A 21,355-nucleotide genomic window follows, 5' to 3' on the forward strand; every position below is an offset into this window, starting at 1 on the left:
ACCGTATGGTTTGGTTAATACCAACCTTTAAAATTATCCCATCCAGATATTTTTACTTCTGAATTATTATAGATAATTTTATTTCCTTCATTATTTATACTACCAATAATTTTTGGATTAAAACCGTAATATGAGAGGGCTTTTAGAAGGTCTTCTGAAACTTCGTGTTTTACTACTATTAATGATTCGTATTCTTCTCCAGAATATTTTAAAATATCATTAATAGTATAGCCAAAACTAGAAAGATCTGATAATATCTTACTATTAATAGGAAATTCGTTAATTTCTATTGTTTTATTAAGTCGTCTTGATAACGAATACAAAGAGATTAAAATTCCATCACTTATATCAGTAGCTGCTATTATTTTATTACAAAATTGAGAGTATATTTTTATTAGTGCCTTATTTACTATAGGATGTTTAATTTTTAACAAGCAGTTCTTATCTATGGCAATTTTGAAATTGTTTAAATATGAAATAAATACTTTAGATGTATACCCTAAATCACCAGTTATTATTATATCACTTCTTTCTGGATTTGAATTAAAATTACATACTACTTTTCCAGTGCCAGCAATATCAATCCATCCTATTTTATCGCTAGAATTCGTATCTCCACCAACATATTTGAATCCATAATACTTTGACGCATCATATATGCCATGGAATATTAGTTCTAGATCTTCAACGTTAAAATTAGGATCTATACCTAGTGACGACATTACTAGTTCTGGTTTTCCACCACTAGAAATTATATCACTAGCAACTGCAGTAACTGCTTTCCAGCCTATATCATAATAGTCCATAAATGGAAAAATATATGAAAACGAAAAACCATCAATTTTATACATTTTCTTTCCATCAGAATATACGTCGTTATTTAGTACGTTCTCGTTTATATATTTAGATAAATATTTTTGTATAAATTGATGTTCTCCTAAATCTTTTAACCTCATATATTCACCATCAGCCGCTGGCGGGACTCGGACCCGCGACCGCCGGCTTTCACTGACACCTAGCCTTACGAGGCCGGCGCTCTACCAGCTGAGCTACAGCGGCATTAATTATTTTTGATTCTGTGCTTTTAAAACATATGCTTCTTTTATCGAGTTATAATAAGTAATAGCTCTACTAATGAGTTGTTTTGTTTCACCTAGATAATTTTCTGGATTTAGTATATTAAATAACTCATCTTTTGTTAGATATTTTGTAATTTCATCGTCTTTAATTGCCATATCTAATAATGTTTTTCCTTCTTTTTCTGCTTCTCTTGATAATTTCATAGATAATTCATGTGCTTTATGTCTAGGTAATCCTTTCAATGTTAAATTTATCATTAGGCTTTCTGCCATTATCAAGCCGTTAGATATATTTAGATTTGCTTTCATTTTATCTGGATATACTATTAGATTTTCCAGTAAATCTTTAAGGCTATCTAACATTTCATCTATTATCAAAAATGCGTGCGATAATACTATCCTTTCAGATGAACTATTTGTTAGATCTCTCTCATGCCATAAAGGTATATTTTCTAACTCAGTAATACAAAGCCCACGTAAAACTCTTGATAATCCTGAAATTTTTTCAGCTGTAACTGGATTCTCTTTATGTGGCATTGTACTACTTCCTACTCTATTTCCTACTCCTTCGCTTAACTCTCTTATTTCTGGTCTCATTAACTCTCTTATTTCTAAAGCGAATCTATCTAATTGAGATCCTAATATAGATAAATCTGAAATAATTTCAGCAAATCCGTCTCGAGGAGCTACTTGTGTTGCTATTTCATGTGGTGGTAAATCTAAATATTGTGAAACTGATTTCTCTATTTCTAATCCTTTTTCTCCCCATGCTGCCATAGTACCTACTGCACCAGAGAACTTTATTTTAAGTAATCTCTTTTCTGTATCTATTATTCTCTCCAAAGATCTAGAAATTTCATAAATATAATTAGCTATTTTAAACCCAAAAGTTATAGGGAGCGCATGTTGGCCATGTGTTCTACCTATCATTATAGTATCTTCATATTTTATAGCCAAATGAACTAATTTATCTAATATTATTATTAGTTTATCTTTTAAAATTTTTAATGCGTCTCTAAACATTAATGCGTATGCAGTATCCACTATGTCATAGCTGGTTGCACCAAAGTGTATATATCTTCCACTATCACCTACTTTCTCGGCTAACCATATTGTCATAGCCATTACATCATGTCCTACTTTGCTTTCAATTTCGTCTATCTTCTGAAGATCTATATTTTCAGAAGCTTCTTCTACTTTTTTTATATCATTATCAGTAACATAATTATATTTTTTAAGTGCGTATAGTAATGCTATTTCTACTTTAATTCTATAACGTATTATTGATTCCCTGGAGAATATATTTCTCATTTCATTGCTTCCATATCTCCAATCTAAAGGACAAATACTCATTAGCTTTGATAGATTAAAATCAAGCTTAATAGTTTTTGCATCTACCTATTTTTATGTACATAACTACATTAGGAAGCCATTCATCTCTTCAAATTTTACATGGAGCAAAGAAAGAAGGCTTTAATACTATGGTAATAAGTGATGAAAAAAGAGAAAATTTCTATAAAAGATTTCAGTTTATTGATAAAATAAATAAATATTCTACTCTAGATGATGCAGTAAAGCTTATAAATTCTGAGATTGACTCTATATTTATTCCACATGGGAGTCTTATAGAATATTTAAAAATGGAAAGAGTTAAAAAAATAGAAATTCCAATATTTGGAAATAGAAATCTTTTCGAATGGGAATCTAATCAGAAGAAAAAAATGAGTTTACTAAAAGATTCAAATATCCATATTCCAGATTCATTTGAAAACCCAGAAGAAGTTGATAGGCTAGTTATTGTTAAATTACCTGGAGCTAAAGGAGGTAAAGGATATTTCATTGCTAAAAATAAATCTGAGGTAAAGGAAGGTTTAAATAAATTATTAGAATCAAAAGAAATATCTTCTATTGAAGATGTAATAATCCAAGAATATGTAGTTGGAATACCTATGTATTTTCACTTTTTCTACAGTCCTATTTTAAAAAGGGTTGAATTAACTGGAATGGATATAAGGTATGAAACAAATGTTGATGGATTACGTAGGTTACCTTCTAATCTAACTTCTGATATTGAGCCAACTTTTGTAGTAGCTGGTAATATTCCAGTAATAGCTAGAGAAAGTCTATTGCCTAAAGCTTTTGACTATGCAGAGAATTTTGTAAACACTGTTAAAAATAAAGTACCTCCAGGAATGATAGGGCCTTTTTGTCTAGAATCAGTAGTTACTGAAGATCTGGATATAGTAGTTTTTGAGTTCTCAGGTAGAATAGTTGCCGGAACTAATCTATACGTTGAAGGAAGTCCATATAGTTGGCTGTATTGGGATGAACCAATGAGTGTAGGGAGAAGAATAGCGAGAGAAATAAAACTTGCTTCTATACAAAATAAACTAGGTGAAATTACATCATGAAAATAGCTGCATTAGCCAGTCATTCTGCTCTAGATGTTTTTGATGGTGCTAAAGATGAAGGTTTTAGTACTATAGGCTTATGCAAAAAAGGAAGAGAAAGACCATATCTAGAATTTAAGCGGATAGTAGATGAATGTATAATTTTAAATGACTTTAAAGAAATACCAAGCGATAATATTCAACAAAAATTAATAAACGAAAATGCAATTATTGTCCCAAATAGAAGTTTAGCAGTTTATGTTGGATATGACTCACTAGAGCAAATGAAAGTAAAGTTCTTTGGAAATAGGAAAATGCTAAGATGGGAAGAAAGAATAGGGGAGAAAAACTATTACAAGCTTTTAGATGAGGCAAATATAAGGAGACCAAGAATTTATTCTTCTAGTGACGAAATAGATTCTCCAGTGATAGCTAAATTACCAGAGGCTAAAAGAAGAGTTGAAAGAGGATTCTTTTTTGCCAAAGATAGGAATGATTTTGAAAATAAATTAAGAATTCTAAAAGAAAAGAAGATAGTAGATGAAGAAAGTATAAAAGATATGGTAATAGAAGAATTTATATTAGGTGCATATTTCAATATAAATTATTTCTATAGTCCATTATACAATAGAACTGAAATAATTAGTGTAGATAGAAGAGTACAAAGTGATTGGGATTCATTCTATAAGCTACCTGCCGATATTCAGTTAGAATTAAATAGAACGCCTAGATTAATAGAGGTTGGCCATGAGCCAGCTACGATAAGAGAGAGCTTATTAGAAAAAGTGTTTGAAATTGGATACTCTTTTGTAGAAGCTACCAAAAAGCTTGAACCACCAGGTATTATAGGTCCATTTACATTACAATTAACTGTAACACCAGATTTAGATTTGGTAGTTTTCGATGTGGCACCAAGAATAGGAGGAGGAACTAATGCTTATATGGGAATAGGAAGCCAATACTCTAAGTTATATTTTAATAAACCAATAAGTTTAGGGAGAAGAATAGCAATAGAATTAAAAGAAGCAATAAATACAAATAGAGAAAACTTAGTAATAATTTAGAATTATAATTTTACCTTAATTCTTTTTAGTCAGTGTTATATGATAACGAATTTATAATGATAAATTGATTATAGAGATGTTTTTATACTATGGTTAAACATTAATCAAAACGGTGCTTAATGCTAGATATTTTAGTTGGAGGCTTTTATGGGGACGAAGGAAAGGGTAAGATAGCCTCATACCTTGGACTTAAAGATAATCCTTCTATATCAATAAGGACTGGTTCCATAAATGCAGGACATACAGTTATATACAATGGAAAAAAATGGAAAATAAGAATTATACCATCAGCTTTTGTTAATCAAAAAACAAAATTAATGCTAGGACCCGGAGCTTTAACCTCTATAGAAGAATTAACAAAAGAAATAAAGGAAACTAATACTGAAAATAGATTATTTATAGATTATCATACTGGAATAATATCTGAAAAGGATATTTTGGATGAACGAAATGATGAAAACTTAATGAAAGGAGTAGGAAGTACAGGACAAGGAGTTGGTTATGCAGAAAGTAGGAGAATCTTAAGAATAGCAAAATTAGCTAAAGACTATTCTGAGTTATATAAATATCTAACTGATGTTCCCTCTATACTTATAGAAGAATTAACAAAAGGTAATAAAATATTAGCTGAAGGAACACAAGGCACATTCTTAAGCTTATACCATGGAGAGTACCCATATGTAACAAGCAGAAATACTACATCATCTGGAATACTAAGTGAAGTTGGAATAGGGCCTAAGTATGTAAATAATATAATAATTATTTTCAAATCTTTCGTGACTAGAGTAGGTAATGGCACTTTAGAAGGCGAATTAAATGAGGAAGAAGCAAAAAAACTAGGAATATTTGAAACAGCAACTGTAACTGGTAGAGCTAGAAGATCAGCACCATTTAACATAAAATTGGCTAAAAAAGCTATAGAATTAAACTCAGCTACAGAAATAGCAATTACTAAATTAGATGCCATATTCAAGGATGCGTATAAGGTTAGAGAATATGAAAAACTCCCACATGAGGCTAAAAAATGGCTTGAAGATATAGAACAACAACTTAAAGTTCCTATAACCCTTATTGGAACTGGAGAAGATAGCTTAGATACTATAGATTTAAGAAGAGAAAAAATTGGTGAAGAATAATGTATGATGTAGTTATAATAGGTGGAGGACCAGCAGGATTATTTGCTGCTTACGAATTATCTAATTATATAAAAAATAACAATTATAAGATACTATTGGTAGATAAAGGTGTAAGAGCTTCAAAAAGATATTGTCCATTGCTTTCACCTAAAGAAAAGTGCACTTTCTGCGTTCCATGTCATATAAATTATGGGTTAGGAGGAGCTGGAACGTTCAGTAGTGGAATAATAAACTTAAGACCAGATATAGGAGGAGAATTACAAGAATTAATGAGAAGCTGGGACTCCGCACAAGAATTAATAAATTATGTTGATGAAATCTTAGTTAAATTTGGAGCCCCTAAAGATAGACTATTCAAGCCTAATAATGAAAAAGTAAGGGAAATACAAAAGAAAGCTGCTAAAGCTGGAGCGGAATTTGTACCTATTTTACAGAGGCATATTGGTACTGACAAAAGTCCAGAAGTAATAGAGAATATTACGAATTATATAGAAAGAAGTGGTATAGAAATCTCAGAATTAACTGAAGTATTTCAAATAGAAAAATCTGGAAATACATTTAGAATGAAAACTAATAAAGGAGAAATAGAGTCAAAAATAGTTTTAGCAGCACCTGGTAGAGCAGGAGCTAAATGGTTTTATGATCAATCTAAAAAACTAGGTATAGATACAGTACCTGGACCTTTAGATATAGGAGTAAGAGTTGAAGTAGAATCTTTCATAACAGAAGAGCTAACGACAGCAGTTTGGGATCCAAAAATAATAATGTATAGTAGAAAATACGATGATAAAGTACGTACTTTTTGTGTAAATCCTAATGGGTATATTATGAAAGAAGTCTATGATGATGGAACTATAGGAGTTAACGGAGAAACATATGCAAATAAGAAAAGTGGAAATACTAATTTCGCTTTTCTGGCTACAATAAAGCTTTCAGATCCATTAGAGGATACTATAGAATACGGAAAAAGCATAGCAAGACTAATGACTAGATTAGGCGGAGAAAAACCAATTTTACAAAGACTAATTGACTTCGAAAAAGGAAGAAGAAGCACTTGGGAAAGAATTGATAGATCCACAGTAAAGCCCTCATTAAAAGATGTAACTCCAGGTGATATTAGCATGGGTCTGCCTTATAGAGTCGTATCAGACTTAATAGAAGGTTTAGAAAGATTGGATAATATAGCGTCAGGAATATATTCATCTAACACATTGCTATACGCACCAGAAATAAAATACTATAGCGTAAGGACTGTAGTAGATAGTAATATGGAAACAGTAGTTGACAATTTATTTGCAGCAGGAGATGGAGCAGGATTATCAAGAGGAATAAATGTTGCAGCTGCTACAGGAATACTAGCCGCAAGAGGAATAATAAATAAGCTTGGAATAAGTTAACATTTTTATTTTCCATAACCATAATTGTTCTTATGGAACTAGATGAAGAAGATAAACAATTATTGATGGAACTAGAATATAATTTTCCTCTTTCTTCGACTCCTTATTTAGACTTGTCTAGTAAATTAGGAATTAGAGAAGATGAATTATTGAGTAGAATAAAAACTCTAATTGATAATGAAATAATAAAAAGAATTGGAATGTATATTAATTTCAGAGCAAAAGGAATGGAAGGAGCACTAGTAGCTGCTGATATTCCTTTAGATAACTTAGAAAAATACAGAAGAATAAGCTTAGGAATTCATGAGCTAACACATAATTTTATTAGAAATCATCCAAGATATAATGTTTGGCTAGTAATAAAAGCTGAGAATAGAAACCAACTAGATAAGAAAATAGAAAGTTTAATGGAAGAAGTGAATGCTAGGGATTACGTAACTTTGTATTCTAAAAAATCATTAAAATTAAGTGTAAAATATGACATAATTAGAGGAATTTCATGGAGTCAAGTTGAGGAATTAGCAGAAAAAGTACCTACAGCAGAAGAACTAGGGATAAACAAAGAACTACTTAAGCAACTATCTTTACCCTTACCTATAGTAAAAAGGCCTTTTGAGGACATAGCTAAGAAGTTCAATATGTCAGAAGATGAGCTTGTAGACTTGATTTATGAAATGAAAAAGAAGCACGTAGTAAAAGATTATGGAGCTACATTAAATGGTGAGAAAGTAGGAATAAAAGAAAATGCAATGCTATTACTTAATACAGATAATATAGAAGAAGGATGCAACAATATAGCATTAAATTTAAGAGAAGCTACACATGTTGTTCTTAGAGAAAGTAATAAACCCTGGGATTATTTATGCTACTGCATGCTCCATGGAAGAGATAAACCTACAATATATACTGCAGTTAAAAAGGCTATAGAATTAACAAATGCTAGAAGTTATATGTTACTATTTAGTTTAGATAATTTAAAACCAGGAATTGTTATTTGACCATATAGCTTCCCTTTATTTTTAAAATTGGTGTATTTTGCCTTATCTTATTTAATAGACTAAAATTTATACTCCCTTCATATTCTACATAGAAATAATAATGCCAAGGAATTGACTTTAAAGGCCTAGAATATATCATCGTAAGATTTATATTATTTCTATAAAATATTTCTAATATCTTAAATAATCCTCCAGGTCTATCAGGTACAGTAAATAATATAGTTGTCCTTTTTCCACGATAATTCATTTTCTTACTTATAACAGCAAATTTAGTAATGTTTATATGATCTTGTAAATTATCTGCTAGAATATTCAGATTATATAATTTAGCTGCGAATAATGAACATAATGCTGCAGATGAATAATCCTTAGATGACATAATTGCTGCTTTAGAAGTACTTTCTACAGGAATTACGTCTTTAATACCTATTTTTAATAATTTGTTTTGCGCTTCCTTATATGCATAATAATGAGAATAAACTCTTTTTATGTCACTTATCTTTTTCGCTGAAGATGAAGCTAAAACTAATTTAATAGGCAAATGTATAATAGCGTTTATGTATATATTATTATGAATATACAAATTATCTAAAGTTTCATTTACTGGCCCTTCTATACTATTCTCTATTGGGACAACACCTACGTCATTAACAGATTTTATACTATCAAATACATTAGCTATTGTTGCAACATCATTTAGCTTACCTTTTATACTACCTAGAAACTTTATTGCTGCTTCATGTGAAAAACTTCCTTTTGGTCCTAAATAATAAATTCCATGTGGGTCAATATAATGCATAATCTCTTAATTAAAAAATTAATCTATAACTTTAGCTTCAATCCCTTCTTTTGCTAGATCTAACAATAACATGCTAATGGCTTCAGATGAAGAAATCTCGAACATAACATAAATTTTAGTATATCCTGGCTTTACATCACTACTTATTCTGTCATGAATTACATCTATAATATTTCCTCTTATTTTTGCAACATAATTTAGGACTTTATTTAAATATCCTGGCTTATCTGGTACTATTACCTTTACTTTAACAATTCTCTTTGACTTATACAAATATTTTTCCATTATTCTAGCTAGTAATGAAATATCTATATTACCTCCACTTAAAATGCTAATAACCTTTTGGTTATTCCTTATTTTTATTTTTGATGTCAATAAAGCAGCTAAAGATGCAGCTCCTGCTCCTTCAACGATAGTTTTGTTTCTTTCTAGAAGCAATGCCATTGCTTCTGCTATTTCGTCATCATCTACTAAAACAATATCGTCAACTAGATTCTCTATTATATCAAATGTTAATTTGGATGGCGATTTTACTAAGATGCCATCAGCTATGGAATATGATGGATCTACTTCTACTAGCCTTCCTAGATCCTTTGAAACTTTTAAAGAAGGAGATGCAGAAGATTGAACACCAATTATTTTTACATTTCTATTTTTAGCTTTAATAGCTATACTTATACCAGAAATTAAACCCCCTCCACCAATTGGAACTACAACATAATCTGGATTTAAATTAAGTAATTCTAAACCTAAAGTACCTTGGCCTAAAATAACATTAATATCATCATACGGATGAACTAAAACTAGATTCTTTTCTGCTACTAACTCTTCCGCTTTTTTCATACTTTCGTGCAAATACGATCCATATAAAATGACATTTGCGCCATATCCTTTAGTAGCTAGATATTTAGATATTGGAGCTATTTCTGGCATAACTATAGTAGATTTTATTCCTAATGTAGTTGCAGCATAAGCTACACCTTGAGCATGATTACCAGCAGATACTGCTATTACGCCCCTCTTCTTTTCCTCATCAGTTAGTGTTAATATTTTAGAGAATGCACCTCTTACTTTAAATGAGCCAGTCTTCTGTAAATTTTCCATTTTTAAATACACATTTCCTCCAATAAATCTAGAAAAAGTTGAAGAATAATCTATTGGCGTTTCATGAATATAGGAAGAAATTCTTTCCTTAATCTTTACTATTGTATCAAAATATTCAAGGTAATTCATATCAGAGAACCCTGCCATCATCATTTTTCAGAGATCGAGAGTTTCTTCATTACCAATTTTCTGAATTTCTGCCTTTAGTTTATTATATGTATCTTCTAGTGACTCTGGTAGTACTTTAGTATTAGCAATAATAGGCATAAAATTAGCGTCACCATTCCATCTTGGTACAATATGCACGTGCACGTGAGATTCTATTCCTGCACCTGCTACTCTACCTATATTGATACCTACATTAAATCCATCAGGCGAATATATATATCTTATAGCTTTCAAGCTTATTTTCATTAATTTAAAAATTTCTGATGCTTCATCATTAGTTAATAGTTCTAATGTCGAAACATGCCTATATGGGACTATCATTATATGACCAGGATTATAAGGAAATCTATTAAGTATAACAAAAGAATACTTACCTCTATATACTACTAAATTCTCCTTATCATTATCTTGTTTTATAAAATCACAAAATATACAAGAGGAAGATCTTTTACTATTTTTTGATGTATCAGAAACATATGCTGATCTCCAAGGAGCCCAAAGATATTCCATATAGAAAATATCATTATATGCTTTAAAAAAGTCTATTTGCTATTCTTCTGCATCTCTGATTCCATCTTCAGTTATAGCAAATACCACTTCTCCCTCTGGTAAATGCGGTGCATCTATCATTCTAGCTATTCTCTTATTACCTCTACTCTTCTTCACTTGAACTCTTATACCTGGAACATGGTAGAGCGTATGCCCACCTACTGCTACTGTAGGATCACCATAGAACATATCTGGTCTAGCCATTACTTGATTAGTAACTACTATTGCTATATCATAAACTTCTGATAATCTTGTTAACTGATGTAAATGTCTATTCAATTTCTGTTGCCTTACTGCTAAATTTTCTCTTCCAGTATATTCAGCTCTGAAATGAGATGTTACAGAATCTACTATTACTAGTTTTATAGAAGGATTCTTAGCTATGAGTTCTTGCAAATCATCGCTTATTGCTATTTGATGATCTGTATTAATAGCTCTCATGTATAGTATATTATTCATTACTGTATCTGGATCTAATCCAAGCGCCTTAGCCATGGATTCTATTCTTTCCCATCTAAACGTACCTTCAGTATCTATATATACGGCTTTCCCTGATAATCCGCCTTTTTCTGGAGGTAATTGAACATTTACTGAAAGTTGATGACAAATTTGTGTTTTTCCTGAACCAAATTCACCAAAAAACTCTGTCATAGTCCTTGTTTCTATTCCTCCACCTAACAATCCATCTAATGCTTGACTACTTGTTGTTATCTTTCTTACATTTATCCTTTCCTTTTTCACTTCTAATGCAGTCTTAAACCTTATATCTAAAGCATCTCTTGCTTCCTTTATTATACGTTGAGCAGTAGTTAAAGGTATTCCTGCTGCTACACTTAGATCTTGCGGAGAGGCAACAGCAATAGATTCAAGCGTAGAATAACCTGATTCTGTGAGTTTATTTAAAATAGACTGACCTACACCACTTAGATCTTCAATACTCTTTACCTTTTTCTTTTCTTCTACTTCATTAGCCAATTAATTCACCTTGTTCAAACTAAAAACTTCTATAGTAACAAATATATAATTTATCCAGCCTTCCTTAAATACCATCCTATATCTAATTCTGGTATTATCATCGTTTTATTTGCAATCCTCTTTACCTTAACATAAGCTACAAAAATGTTGTTCAACATTAATATAGCATATTTAAATGGATATTTTTCATTAACTTTGACTTCACGTCCATAAATTATTTTCATTACAATAGAACTCGGTAAACATATTTTATTTTTACAGAAATTTTTCATTATATCACCTAATGGCAATAATGGAATGATTCTACCACTAGTATCAATTTTTAAAATAGGAATTCCAACTGAATACGGAAATAAACCAATTCGATTAAGTTCTTTAATTGTTTGATCGAAATCTGAAGTTGTATATAATATTTGAGAAAAATTGGCTCCAGATATTTTCAAAATATGAAAAGTACTAAACATATGAGAAAAATCAACGCAATTATATTTCTTATAAATACTATCCAGCATTTCCTTGAACTCTTCAAAATCTATATTTTTTACATCTATTTTTGTAGAAGACATATAAAAAATCCCTCAGTTCCATGCTTATGTGGATATAATCTTAAACAGTTTTTAAGCTCTTCAGAAAATTTTATCCCATGAAATTCTGTAATACCTTTACATCCTGGAAATTCAGAAATCTTAATTGGCTTCATGCCTAAATTCTCTATGGCAAAATTAATTACTGCTTCATTTTCCTCTGGTGCTATACTACAGGTTGAATAAACTAATCTTCCGTTATCATCCAGTAAAGAAAAAGCTGTTGAAATTAAATTTAGCTGAGTGATAAAGAAATTCCTTAAGTCTAATATCGATGTTCTAGTTTTTCTACTTTGATCTATTGGAATTAATCCTTCTCCAGAACATGGAGCATCTAAAAGAATCTTAGTAAACCTAAAATTAGACTTTTTTAGTACTGTTGCATCTGTTCTAACAATCAATATGTTAGTTGCTCCTAATCTATTTATATTAGATTCTAACGCTCTTATTCTTTTACGCGATTTCTCTACTGCAATAATTTTTCCTTTATTTTCCATTAACTGTGAAAGTTGAGTAGTCTTACCTCCAGGAGCTGCTGCCATATCAAGAACAAAATCTGATGATGAAGGATTAAGTACATAGGCAGGAATCATAGAAGCTAATCCTTGAATATAATAGTATCCTTTCAAATATTCTATCGTAGCTCCAAGTGACGGAGACTTAGGATAAGACAAAACTTCATATCCATGCGGAAGCCAGTCAACTTTTTTCAAATAGAAACCTTTCTTTTTTAGTTCATTCACTAACTTATCGCAAGATATTTTTAATGTATTACATCTAATTGATTTTTTTAAAGGATATCCACATGAGTCCAAGAAATCTTTTGTTGAATCTTTAAACATATCCAAATACCTTTCTATCATGTAATCTAAGAATCCATATTTAATGGCGAGATCTCTTGCTTTCCTTGATGGTGAAACTTCAAATAGCTTATCATATTTTTTTATATAAGCCATAATACTATCCATAAGATTAACAATGAGTGATATAATAGAAAGCGAAATAAAATTAAAGCTAGAAAATAAGAATATAGATGATATCTTTTCATCACTTAAAAATGATGGCATAGAATTTATAGGTGAAGAAAGAGAAACTGATACATATTTTAACTCTAAATATAGAGATTTTAAAAAGACTGACGAAGCGCTAAGAGTTAGACAAATTAGCAATAATAATGAAATAGAATTAACATATAAAGGACCAAAGATAGGAAAAATAAGTAAGTCAAGAGAAGAGATAACTATAAAAATTAAATCAGAAAATATGGATAATCTGTTTAAAATTCTAGAAAGACTAGGATTTAATCCAGTATATAAAGTAATTAAGATTAGAAAATATTTTAGAGATAAGAAATTTATTATTTGCCTTGATAGAGTTGAAAATTTAGGTGATTTCATAGAAATAGAGATAGATAATGGAACAGAAGAAGAATTACTAAACTATGTTAATTCTTTTCTCTACAAATATAACATAAAAGGAAGTAAAATAAGCCAGTCTTATTTAGAATTATTGGTGAATAAAAATGAATAGACGATTAATAGGAATACTTACAGACTTTGGAATAAGCGATAATTATAACGGAGTTATGGAAGGAGTTATAAGGAAAATTAATAAAGACATTGAAATTACGTATATAACACCTAATGCCAAGAATTTTAATATATATAGTGGAGCATATTTGTTATACACTTCTTATTCATTCTTTAGAAGAAATACAATATTTCTTGTAGTAATAGATCCTGGTGTTGGTACTACAAGAAAAGTTCTTTTAATAAAAACTAAAAACTATATTTTTATAGGTCCTGATAATGGAGTTCTATTTCCTGCTGCAAAACAAGACGAAATAAAAGAAATAATTCAAGTAAATAATAATAAATTATATTTATCCAAAAACATTTCAAATACATTCCATGGAAGAGATATATTTGCTACTATAGCAGCATTTGTTTCACTAGATGTAGATATACATATATTTGGAAATATAATATCAGATAAAGAAATTCAGAAAATAGAATATAAAGAATTTAAAAAAGATAATCTAACTTGTGGAGAAATAATCTATATAGATCATTTTGGAAATGTGGCAACTTCAATAAAAGACTTTGATACAAATGCTAAAGTTCATATTAATTCGAATATATTCTACGCAAGAAGAGTTAATACTTTTGGAGAGAGTGAGAATAAAGAATTACTAATATATAAGAATGGATATGGATTTATGGAAATAGGTATTAATAAAGAAAACGCATCTTTAAAGTTGGGTGCAAAAGAAGGTGATGTTGTTTGCTTAGAGGGTTATACCCAGGGAGATTTCAGCCATTTCATTTAGGTCATTTGAGTGTTGTTAAGTGGGCTTTGGAGAGGGTTGATGAGTTGGTTATTCTTGTTGGTAGTAGTCAGGAGAGTCATACTTTGGTTAATCCTTTTACTGCTGGTGAGAGGGTTGAGATGATTAGGTTGGGTTTGGAGGAGGCTGGTGTTTCTTCTAGTAAGTATTTTATTATTCCTATTCCTGATGTTTTGATGAATAGTGTTTGGGCTTATCATGTTAAATTGTATTCTCCTAAGTTTGAGAAGGTTTTTGCTAGGAATCCTTTAGTTCTTAGACTTTTTAAGGAGGCTGGGGTAGAAGTTGAGGAACCTCCAGCATTTAATCGAGAAAAGTATAATTCAACATTAATTAGGAAAATGATTATAACTGGAGAAAATTGGGAAAACCTAGTGCCAGAAAAAGTTTACAAATATATAATAAACATAAAAGGAGACGAAAGACTAAAAGAAATAACAAGAAGTGATAAAAAATGAGCTACAAAACGGAAAATTATTATAATGTATTTCCATGGCATGTGAACCATTTCGGTTCTCTACATGGCGGAATTTATATGAGTTGGCTTATAGATACTGCAGGTATTTTAATGTCAAACGTTAGCAAAGGAAATTATTTATTAGCATCAGTAGATTATCTTTTTCTTTTTAAGCCTGCTAGAATAGGAGACATACTAAGAGTTGTAGCAAAAGCCAATGCAACATGGAACAGTTCAGTAGAGATAGAAGTTAAAGGATGCATCAAAAAAGAAGATAAAGAAGAATTAGGCGCGTTTGGTTTAATGACATATGTAGCAGTAGATGAAAATAACAAACCTAGAAAATTGGATATAAAGATACCTTCTAACGATATAATTGAAAAAAGAAGAATTGAGAGATTAGAAAGAAAAAAGAGATTGACATTAGATAATCAAGATCTTTTGCCTGGAATGTCTTTTGGGAAAAGTTATATACGAACAATATATCCTGAACATGGGTTTGGAAACGGAATATTATACGCTGGAAAAATGTATACAATGTTAGACGAGGCTTTAGCTATTGTAGCTAAGTTATACTCTAAAGGTAATGCATTTACAGTAAGTGCAGGGTATGCTGATTTTATAACACCCGTAAAAATAGGAGATATTCTTGAAATTCAAGGAGCAGTAGAATATACGGGTAATACATCACTAGATGTAGGTGGAAAAGTATTCGCTATAAATCATTATACAGGAGAAAAAAGAGTAGTGACATATACTATTTTTTCATTTGTAGCAATAGATGAAAATGGAAAACCTAGACAAATACAAAGGCTATATCCTGCAAGTGAAAAAGAGAAGCAAATATTCGACATGAGAGAAAAAGAAAGAGAAGAAAGAATAAAAATAAGCAAGAAAATTCAATCAGAAACTACATGTGATTGACCAATACTTTTTCCTATTATATGAGCAGTTTTTATTGGTTCAGGAATTTTAGAGAAAACTTGATAATATTCTATAATATTTCTTGCTACATAAATATCTAAATCTGTATTTATATATACAGATCCATATTTTGTAGATACTTCAATCATATTAGATAAATACGTTTTTATAACATCTACTCTTTCGTCATTATAATGCTCAGAAGCAGCATATAATATGCTATTTAAATTTGGCCTAGAAGAATAAAAGATGATATAGTTTTTTTCTGGTTTAATATAGTTAAATCCACCAACAATTATGCTATCAAAAATTATTATATCTCCCTTTCTTAATCCTTGAAATTTTTCAGTTCCATCCTTACCATCTACTAATATCATGTCAAAATCAACATCTACTATATTATAACCGTTATAAGTTACTGAAACTAACGGACATTTTCCTTTTCCTTTTTTATAATCTAATGGAAAATATCCATCATCTATTCCAGAGACTAGCAATTTTATCATCATTATCTACTAATGCCTTAATAATTGTATCTTCATCAACGGCTAAATTTACCTCTTTTGTTTTACCATATCTGCCTCTATTTATTACCTTGGCAGTTATTATTCCTACCATATCTAGTTCATTAAGAATATCACTAACTCTCCTTTGTGTAACATATTCCGATACTATTAGCTTAGCAATATTCTTATAAATTTCATAAACTTCTCCAGTGGTTAGACTATTCTTATTTTTTAAGCCTTTTAAAATAGCAGCTAAAACTAACTTTGAATGAAAAGGTAAAGTAGAAATTATCTCATAAACTCTATCTCTTTCTATTTCTATTCTTGCTTTCTGTACATCTACCTCTGTAATTTTAGATTCCCCAGATCTTTCTGCTATTTCTCCTGCAACTCTTAACAAATCTAATGCTCTTCTTGCATCTCCATGATCTCTAGCAGCTAAAGCTGCACATAGTTTTATTATACTCTCTGAGATCACATTCTCTTTGAAAGCTAATATAGCTCTTCTGTTAAGTATATCTTCAAGTTCTTCCGCATTGTATGGGGGAAATACTATTTCCTCTTCTCCTAAGCTACTTCTAACTCTAGGATCTAAGTTATCAACAAACTTTACATCGTTAGTAATTCCTATTATTGAAATCTTACTTATGTTTAAATCTGAATTTATCCTAGTGAGTTTATATAATATATCGTCACCATGCTTCTTTACCATAGCGTCTATTTCGTCTAATACTATAACTAAAATTGTATTTTTACTATTTAAAATTTTTATTATCCTTCTATATAATTCTGCTGTAGAAATTCCAGTAAAAGGAACTTTTTCGCCTAAATCTTCTATTATATCTGCTAGAATTCGATACGGAGTATCACTTTGTCTAGTATTTATGTATATATAGCTAAACGTTTTAACTTTCTCATTCAGTTTAGATAAAACGAATCTAGTAACCGCAGTTTTTCCTGTACCTGTTAAACCATAAATAAATATATTATTTGGCCTTTCACCCCTATTAAGCTGAACTAATATACTTGCAATTTTTCTAATCTGATCTTCTCTATGAGGAAGTTCATTAGGAATATAATCTGGAAGCAAATATTGTCTATTCTTAAAGATTAAAGATGACCTAACGCTAGATAAAACATCATCTATAATATCACTCATTACATCATAATCTGTTAAACGTTTTAGCTTTTAAGAGGTATTGCAAATTAACCGGGGAGTAAAATACCCCTCTATTTCCACTGGAGACTCATAGTCAAATACACACACCCCATTGTTTCAAGTGGAAATAAAACAAAATTTTTACTTTTTGGTATGGTTTGTATATTTGTACATGGATAGGTTAATAGAAATTTATTTTTTCGTTTTTTCCAGTGGAAACAAAGGGCTATGTGAGCCTATTTTAGTGAATTATAAGTCTTTAAATATTAAGGAATTATCTAATTTTTCATATATCTTATGATTTATAGACATTATATAAGAGGCAATAAATTTGAAATAATAAATAATATTCAATTAGCAACATGGACCGGCCGGGATTTGAACCCGGGACCTCCCCGATGCCAACGGGGCACTCTTCCAGGCTGAGCTACCGGCCCAAATAATAGATTAATAGCACTGCTTATAAATGTTTCTAGCCACTTTTTATTTTTCAGATATTTTTAGTCTATTCTTACGAGTACGTTGTTAAAAATTTTTATATATCTAATTCTATAGAGCTAGAGTTTTTTTATTAGTTCTCCTAAGATTTCAGTATCATATAATCTATTTAAATTTAAATCTAAAAAAATTGGTTTAGTTAAATGTCTATAATATCTACTTTGATAAATTCCTATGGATACTTGTCTTGGCATTTTTGTTTTTACTTTAGGAGCGATAAATCTATGACCACATTTTTTACATCTAAGACCTTTATTAGTTCCTACCGATTCACTGGGTCCACCGCATATAGGGCATCTAGGATTACTGAAAACTATTTTTTCTTTCAGTTCTTCTACTTGTAATCGTTCGACTTCTATAATTTTGCCGAATTTTGAGGACGGTTTTTCAGCTCCTATTACTGTTATTTTGTCGCCATTTTCAAGATATTTTGAAAGTAAGTTTAACTCCCCGGTTTCTTTATATACAATTATTATATCATTTTCATTTTCTGGTTTTATTAATACGTCTCCGCCAGTTAGTACTTTAATTTCTTTCACTATAACTTGTTTTGAAATAGTTTGATATGGTTTTTCTCCTGTTTTCAATAAATGTGCATCAGTAGCTTGATTTGATTTAAATATCATGAATTTTTCTATGTCTTCATCGATTACTTTTATGTCATAGAGTCCATTAAGTAGTATTTTAGGTTCTAGTCCTCTTATTCCGTATAATACAGGATCTGTTCCATGTGAAAGTATAAGTGGTTTTTTTCTAATATAATCAACATTAGCAAATACAAAAGGAAAATATTTCGAATCAAATTCTATTAAACTATCCAAATCTATTTTTCTTTGCTTAAACCAGTTTTCCTTAAATCTGTATGTTAATAATTCAAATGTAGTTATTCCATAAAAGCCAATTGCTGCTAGGGATCCTATTATACCTCTACTACCTCTAATTTCTACTTTTAAACTATTAGCTATATTCATTGCTAAATCTAAAGGTATTACATCACTTACTGCTTTAATATAAAATGGAAAAAGGTCTTTTGATTTGTTGCTTTCGACTATTGCTACTCCGGGTTTTCTATTATATTCAAATCCTTTTGATATTTCTTCAACATATTTTATAGATTCATTCCAAATTATATCTGCTATTTCATTTTTATCTCTTTCAGATTCTATAATTAACTTTATTGCGGCATTTCCTCTAGTTTTCCACGGAATATTAGGGTTAAGTCTTATCAGATATGGAAAATCTAGTAATTTAATATTGTTTTTATAGAGTATTTTAATAAGGCTTGTACTAAAATGTGTTGTGCAACCTAATTTTGGTGAATCGTGGTCATCAATGCCTATAATGTATTTCATTTTTTAGTCGTCTTTTCCTCCATTATTATCATTGTTAGTGTGGATCTTACTTTAGGTAATTTTCTTATTGTAGAACTTACAAAATTTCTTAATGTATCCATATCTTGTGATTCAATCTTTGCTACAATATCATAAACGCCATATACTATATATGCCTCTGTAATTTCTTTCATTTCCTTTAATTTTTCATATACTTCTTCTTCTCCTCCTGCATCAGTATTTATTAGAACTATTGCAGATACAGATTTTCCTTCATCTGTAGAAGGTATCAAATTGATTCCCAATAGCTTTAATAATATAGTACTATAAGAACTTTACTATGTGCAGATTTACGTAATTGAATTAGGTCAAGACGACCCAAAGAAATGTACTAGTAGGAAGATGGTTCATTTTGGCTATGCAAGATTTACAGTCAAACCTAAGGGGATAATTCTAAATCCATTATCTAGAATTCTTTTATCTGATGAGGATAAATATTTGGTTGATCGCATAGGTTTAACTGTTATTGATTCTTCATGGAAGAAGAGCGATACTAATTTTTTCCAGAAGTTTAATGATAAAAATGCTAGGCGTCTTCCATTCTTATTAGCTGGTAATCCTACAAATTACGCTAAACCATTTATGTTATCTTCATTAGAAGCTGTAGCTGCATCATTATACATTTTAGAATATACTGATTTAGCTATTAAGATTCTCTCCTTATATAAGTGGGGAAATACATTTTATCAATTAAATTTAGATCTATTAGAGAGTTATAAGGGAAAATCAAGAGAAGAAATAGAAAAAATCGAGAAGGAATATATAGGAGAGCCCCAATAATAACCCAGCTTTTGTAATTTGGGGAAATTTAACTGAGGCGTCACTGGGAGCCTCAGGCTCTTTTCATAAGCTCCCATACTTGCTCCGAAGAGGTCTACTTTTCAACTCTTAGGAATTCTCATCATTTCTTCTACTCTATTGCTAGAGTAGAAGTTAAAATCATTTTCATGTGAATTCCTAAGAGTATTTTTCTGTGTAGGAGCCAAGGATACTATCCTTGTCTCTCTAGAGACTCTTCTGAGCCTGGAGGCTGGAGTTTCCTCGGATTTCTCCGTCTTCCCCTTATTGGGGCTCCCCCAATCTATGTTTTATTATAAATTCTATTAAATCACTTCTTGTTATAATTCCGATGGGATGTAGAAGCTTATCTGTAACTAAAACTACAGAATGTGTACTTAATAATTTCATAATTTCAGATATAGATGTATTTTCAGATATTAAAGGAGGTAAAGGAGTCATTACTTTAGAAGCAGTAAGCTTATATATGTTATTGCTGTAATATTTGCTTATTTTTCGTAAAATTGTATAATCATAAATTATTCCTTGTAGTTTGTTTTCAATATTTATAACTGGAATCTGTGATATTGCATTTTTTTCCATCTTAGTAACTATATCTATAACATTTTCGTCTGTATAAGCGCAAATAACTGGGCGATGCATTATTGAGTTAGCAGTATCTTTTATATCTAGAATATTATTTAATTCATAAAAAATTTTCTTTATTACAGAAAATTTTGGATCAATTTTCCCATTTTCAAGTTTAGCTATAAAAGATTGTGAAACACCTACTCGCTTAGCTAATTCTGCCTGAGTTAATCCTGCTAACTCTCTTAGTTTTTTAATCTCTATAAACTCTGTTAGCATAAAAACTCCTTAAGGTGGAGGAATTATCTTTGATATAGCTATTATAACTGCTATTAGTATTATACTACCTATAAAGACAACTTTTGGATCAATCTTGAACTTTTCTGTATCTTCATCATAGTATCTTATTAATCCTGCCATTGAAACTAAGGGGACATTTTCCTTTTTCTTTTTAGATGAGGGCAT

At 30.2% G+C, this 21,355-nt stretch carries 24 protein-coding genes, 2 tRNA genes and 1 other RNA gene; 10 read left to right on the top strand and 17 right to left on the bottom strand.

Translation table 11 applies throughout. The features are described from left to right. Nucleotides 1-14: 14 nt before the first annotated feature. The 3 genes from B6F84_RS07250 to purB all read right to left on the bottom strand — a co-directional run bounded on the left by B6F84_RS07250 (nucleotide 15) and on the right by purB (nucleotide 2,432). A complete protein-coding gene (locus tag B6F84_RS07250) occupies nucleotides 15-956 on the bottom strand; it encodes a thiamine-phosphate kinase (protein WP_148691632.1) in 942 nt (313 codons plus the stop codon). A gap of 12 nt (nucleotides 957-968) precedes the next feature. After that, a tRNA-Thr gene (locus B6F84_RS07255) sits at nucleotides 969-1,059 on the bottom strand. Nucleotides 1,060-1,064: 5 nt separating this feature from the next. Beyond that, a complete protein-coding gene (purB, locus tag B6F84_RS07260) occupies nucleotides 1,065-2,432 on the bottom strand; it encodes an adenylosuccinate lyase (protein WP_148691633.1) in 1,368 nt (455 codons plus the stop codon). Nucleotides 2,433-2,485: 53 nt separating this feature from the next. Here purB and B6F84_RS07265 point away from each other — a divergent pair, with 53 nt between their 5' ends. From B6F84_RS07265 to B6F84_RS07285, 5 genes are all read left to right on the top strand, one after another. Further along, entirely contained in the window at nucleotides 2,486-3,490 is a 1,005-nt protein-coding gene (locus B6F84_RS07265; RefSeq protein ID WP_148691634.1) for a formate--phosphoribosylaminoimidazolecarboxamide ligase, read from the top strand. Next, entirely contained in the window at nucleotides 3,487-4,533 is a 1,047-nt protein-coding gene (locus B6F84_RS07270) for a formate--phosphoribosylaminoimidazolecarboxamide ligase family protein (RefSeq protein WP_148691635.1), read from the top strand. Before B6F84_RS07265 ends, B6F84_RS07270 begins: the two co-directional genes overlap by 4 nt. Before the next feature lie 119 nt (nucleotides 4,534-4,652). Continuing rightward, nucleotides 4,653-5,669 (top strand): adenylosuccinate synthetase, encoded by a 1,017-nt coding sequence (locus B6F84_RS07275; protein ID WP_148691636.1) that lies wholly within the window; start codon nucleotides 4,653-4,655, stop codon nucleotides 5,667-5,669. Continuing rightward, nucleotides 5,669-7,066 carry an NAD(P)/FAD-dependent oxidoreductase gene (locus tag B6F84_RS07280; RefSeq protein ID WP_148691637.1) on the top strand — a complete coding sequence of 466 codons (1,398 nt, stop codon included), beginning with the start codon at nucleotides 5,669-5,671 and terminating at the stop codon, nucleotides 7,064-7,066. The genes B6F84_RS07275 and B6F84_RS07280 overlap by 1 nt, the downstream gene beginning before the upstream one ends. A 23-nt stretch (nucleotides 7,067-7,089) precedes the next feature. After that, nucleotides 7,090-8,064, top strand: coding sequence for an Lrp/AsnC family transcriptional regulator (locus tag B6F84_RS07285; protein ID WP_236749110.1), 975 nt, complete (start codon nucleotides 7,090-7,092; stop codon nucleotides 8,062-8,064). Here B6F84_RS07285 and B6F84_RS07290 read toward each other — a convergent pair. From B6F84_RS07290 to B6F84_RS07315, 6 genes are read right to left on the bottom strand one after another with little or no spacing between them, the layout of a single operon-like run. Beyond that, nucleotides 8,057-8,863, bottom strand: a complete 807-nt coding sequence (locus B6F84_RS07290) for a prephenate dehydratase (protein ID WP_148691638.1) — start codon at nucleotides 8,861-8,863, stop codon at nucleotides 8,057-8,059. The genes B6F84_RS07285 and B6F84_RS07290 overlap by 8 nt on opposite strands. Nucleotides 8,864-8,881: 18 nt before the next feature. Then, complete coding sequence (ilvA, locus tag B6F84_RS07295) at nucleotides 8,882-10,096, bottom strand: threonine ammonia-lyase (protein ID WP_148691639.1); 1,215 nt, start codon at nucleotides 10,094-10,096, stop codon at nucleotides 8,882-8,884. Nucleotides 10,097-10,123: 27 nt separating this feature from the next. Then, nucleotides 10,124-10,645, bottom strand: a complete 522-nt coding sequence (locus tag B6F84_RS07300; protein WP_148691640.1) for an HIT family protein — start codon at nucleotides 10,643-10,645, stop codon at nucleotides 10,124-10,126. A 39-nt stretch (nucleotides 10,646-10,684) separates the two neighbouring features. Further along, nucleotides 10,685-11,659, bottom strand: coding sequence for a DNA repair and recombination protein RadA (radA, locus tag B6F84_RS07305; protein WP_148691641.1), 975 nt, complete (start codon nucleotides 11,657-11,659; stop codon nucleotides 10,685-10,687). A 50-nt stretch (nucleotides 11,660-11,709) separates the two neighbouring features. Beyond that, a complete protein-coding gene (locus B6F84_RS07310) occupies nucleotides 11,710-12,225 on the bottom strand; it encodes a hypothetical protein (protein ID WP_148691642.1) in 516 nt (171 codons plus the stop codon). Beyond that, nucleotides 12,207-13,211: an RsmB/NOP family class I SAM-dependent RNA methyltransferase gene (locus B6F84_RS07315; protein WP_148691643.1), complete on the bottom strand. Its 1,005-nt coding sequence runs from the start codon at nucleotides 13,209-13,211 to the stop codon at nucleotides 12,207-12,209. The genes B6F84_RS07310 and B6F84_RS07315 overlap by 19 nt, the downstream gene beginning before the upstream one ends. A 10-nt stretch (nucleotides 13,212-13,221) precedes the next feature. Between B6F84_RS07315 and cyaB the strand changes: the two genes are divergently transcribed. Genes cyaB through B6F84_RS07335 form a run of 4 tightly spaced genes read left to right on the top strand, consistent with a single transcriptional unit; the run spans nucleotide 13,222 to nucleotide 15,971 of the window. Continuing rightward, entirely contained in the window at nucleotides 13,222-13,773 is a 552-nt protein-coding gene (gene cyaB, locus B6F84_RS07320; RefSeq protein WP_148691644.1) for a class IV adenylate cyclase, read from the top strand. Further along, complete coding sequence (locus B6F84_RS07325) at nucleotides 13,760-14,572, top strand: SAM hydrolase/SAM-dependent halogenase family protein (protein ID WP_420807172.1); 813 nt, start codon at nucleotides 13,760-13,762, stop codon at nucleotides 14,570-14,572. The genes cyaB and B6F84_RS07325 overlap by 14 nt, the downstream gene beginning before the upstream one ends. Continuing rightward, nucleotides 14,527-15,048, top strand: a complete 522-nt coding sequence (locus B6F84_RS07330) for a nicotinamide-nucleotide adenylyltransferase (protein WP_148691646.1) — start codon at nucleotides 14,527-14,529, stop codon at nucleotides 15,046-15,048. The genes B6F84_RS07325 and B6F84_RS07330 overlap by 46 nt, the downstream gene beginning before the upstream one ends. Further along, nucleotides 15,045-15,971, top strand: a complete 927-nt coding sequence (locus B6F84_RS07335) for an acyl-CoA thioesterase (RefSeq protein ID WP_148691647.1) — start codon at nucleotides 15,045-15,047, stop codon at nucleotides 15,969-15,971. The genes B6F84_RS07330 and B6F84_RS07335 overlap by 4 nt, the downstream gene beginning before the upstream one ends. Here B6F84_RS07335 and B6F84_RS07340 read toward each other — a convergent pair. The 5 genes from B6F84_RS07340 to B6F84_RS07360 all read right to left on the bottom strand — a co-directional run bounded on the left by B6F84_RS07340 (nucleotide 15,947) and on the right by B6F84_RS07360 (nucleotide 19,755). Further along, nucleotides 15,947-16,480 (bottom strand): endonuclease dU, encoded by a 534-nt coding sequence (locus B6F84_RS07340; RefSeq protein ID WP_236748917.1) that lies wholly within the window; start codon nucleotides 16,478-16,480, stop codon nucleotides 15,947-15,949. The genes B6F84_RS07335 and B6F84_RS07340 overlap by 25 nt on opposite strands. After that, complete coding sequence (locus B6F84_RS07345) at nucleotides 16,446-17,636, bottom strand: Cdc6/Cdc18 family protein (protein WP_148691648.1); 1,191 nt, start codon at nucleotides 17,634-17,636, stop codon at nucleotides 16,446-16,448. Before B6F84_RS07345 ends, B6F84_RS07340 begins: the two co-directional genes overlap by 35 nt. A 363-nt stretch (nucleotides 17,637-17,999) precedes the next feature. Continuing rightward, a tRNA-Ala gene (locus B6F84_RS07350) sits at nucleotides 18,000-18,073 on the bottom strand. A 120-nt stretch (nucleotides 18,074-18,193) separates the two neighbouring features. After that, nucleotides 18,194-19,486: a tRNA(Ile)(2)-agmatinylcytidine synthase gene (locus B6F84_RS07355; protein ID WP_148691649.1), complete on the bottom strand. Its 1,293-nt coding sequence runs from the start codon at nucleotides 19,484-19,486 to the stop codon at nucleotides 18,194-18,196. Continuing rightward, nucleotides 19,483-19,755 (bottom strand): Lrp/AsnC family transcriptional regulator, encoded by a 273-nt coding sequence (locus B6F84_RS07360; protein WP_148692863.1) that lies wholly within the window; start codon nucleotides 19,753-19,755, stop codon nucleotides 19,483-19,485. Before B6F84_RS07360 ends, B6F84_RS07355 begins: the two co-directional genes overlap by 4 nt. Nucleotides 19,756-19,807: 52 nt before the next feature. Here B6F84_RS07360 and B6F84_RS07365 point away from each other — a divergent pair, with 52 nt between their 5' ends. After that, on the top strand, nucleotides 19,808-20,305 hold the full coding sequence (locus B6F84_RS07365; RefSeq protein ID WP_148691650.1) for a DUF367 family protein: 498 nt from the start codon (nucleotides 19,808-19,810) through the stop codon (nucleotides 20,303-20,305). Here the strand turns inward: B6F84_RS07365 and rnpB are convergent. From rnpB to B6F84_RS07380, 3 genes are all read right to left on the bottom strand, one after another. Beyond that, nucleotides 20,294-20,599: RNase P RNA component (rnpB, locus tag B6F84_RS07370), an RNA gene on the bottom strand. The two genes, B6F84_RS07365 and rnpB, sit on opposite strands and share 12 nt — an antisense overlap. After that, on the bottom strand, nucleotides 20,588-21,169 hold the full coding sequence (locus B6F84_RS07375; protein ID WP_148691651.1) for a CBS domain-containing protein: 582 nt from the start codon (nucleotides 21,167-21,169) through the stop codon (nucleotides 20,588-20,590). The genes rnpB and B6F84_RS07375 overlap by 12 nt, the downstream gene beginning before the upstream one ends. A 9-nt stretch (nucleotides 21,170-21,178) precedes the next feature. Then, nucleotides 21,179-21,355 (bottom strand): preprotein translocase subunit Sec61beta, encoded by a 177-nt coding sequence (locus B6F84_RS07380; RefSeq protein WP_148691652.1) that lies wholly within the window; start codon nucleotides 21,353-21,355, stop codon nucleotides 21,179-21,181.

The organism is Acidianus manzaensis, assembly GCF_002116695.1.
Classification (GTDB): domain Archaea; phylum Thermoproteota; class Thermoprotei_A; order Sulfolobales; family Sulfolobaceae; genus Acidianus; species Acidianus manzaensis.

What these genes read in the sequence shown, in the direction of transcription:
- B6F84_RS07345 (WP_148691648.1), bottom strand. Translation starts at nt 17,636, where the DNA reads ATGAGTGATATTATAGATGATGTTTTATCTAGCGTTAGGTCATCTTTA.
- purB (WP_148691633.1), bottom strand. Translation starts at nt 2,432, where the DNA reads ATGAGTATTTGTCCTTTAGATTGGAGATATGGAAGCAATGAAATGAGA.
- B6F84_RS07315 (WP_148691643.1), bottom strand. Translation starts at nt 13,211, where the DNA reads ATGGATAGTATTATGGCTTATATAAAAAAATATGATAAGCTATTTGAA.
- B6F84_RS07340 (WP_236748917.1), bottom strand. Translation starts at nt 16,480, where the DNA reads ATGATGATAAAATTGCTAGTCTCTGGAATAGATGATGGATATTTTCCA.
- B6F84_RS07380 (WP_148691652.1), bottom strand. Translation starts at nt 21,355, where the DNA reads ATGCCCTCATCTAAAAAGAAAAAGGAAAATGTCCCCTTAGTTTCAATG.
- B6F84_RS07270 (WP_148691635.1), top strand. Translation starts at nt 3,487, where the DNA reads ATGAAAATAGCTGCATTAGCCAGTCATTCTGCTCTAGATGTTTTTGAT.
- B6F84_RS07310 (WP_148691642.1), bottom strand. Translation starts at nt 12,225, where the DNA reads ATGTCTTCTACAAAAATAGATGTAAAAAATATAGATTTTGAAGAGTTC.
- B6F84_RS07250 (WP_148691632.1), bottom strand. Translation starts at nt 956, where the DNA reads ATGAGGTTAAAAGATTTAGGAGAACATCAATTTATACAAAAATATTTA.
- B6F84_RS07355 (WP_148691649.1), bottom strand. Translation starts at nt 19,486, where the DNA reads ATGAAATACATTATAGGCATTGATGACCACGATTCACCAAAATTAGGT.
- ilvA (WP_148691639.1), bottom strand. Translation starts at nt 10,096, where the DNA reads ATGAATTACCTTGAATATTTTGATACAATAGTAAAGATTAAGGAAAGA.
- B6F84_RS07335 (WP_148691647.1), top strand. Translation starts at nt 15,045, where the DNA reads ATGAGCTACAAAACGGAAAATTATTATAATGTATTTCCATGGCATGTG.
- B6F84_RS07280 (WP_148691637.1), top strand. Translation starts at nt 5,669, where the DNA reads ATGTATGATGTAGTTATAATAGGTGGAGGACCAGCAGGATTATTTGCT.
- B6F84_RS07290 (WP_148691638.1), bottom strand. Translation starts at nt 8,863, where the DNA reads ATGCATTATATTGACCCACATGGAATTTATTATTTAGGACCAAAAGGA.
- B6F84_RS07265 (WP_148691634.1), top strand. Translation starts at nt 2,486, where the DNA reads ATGTACATAACTACATTAGGAAGCCATTCATCTCTTCAAATTTTACAT.
- B6F84_RS07375 (WP_148691651.1), bottom strand. Translation starts at nt 21,169, where the DNA reads ATGCTAACAGAGTTTATAGAGATTAAAAAACTAAGAGAGTTAGCAGGA.
- B6F84_RS07300 (WP_148691640.1), bottom strand. Translation starts at nt 10,645, where the DNA reads ATGGAATATCTTTGGGCTCCTTGGAGATCAGCATATGTTTCTGATACA.
- cyaB (WP_148691644.1), top strand. Translation starts at nt 13,222, where the DNA reads ATGAGTGATATAATAGAAAGCGAAATAAAATTAAAGCTAGAAAATAAG.
- B6F84_RS07275 (WP_148691636.1), top strand. Translation starts at nt 4,653, where the DNA reads ATGCTAGATATTTTAGTTGGAGGCTTTTATGGGGACGAAGGAAAGGGT.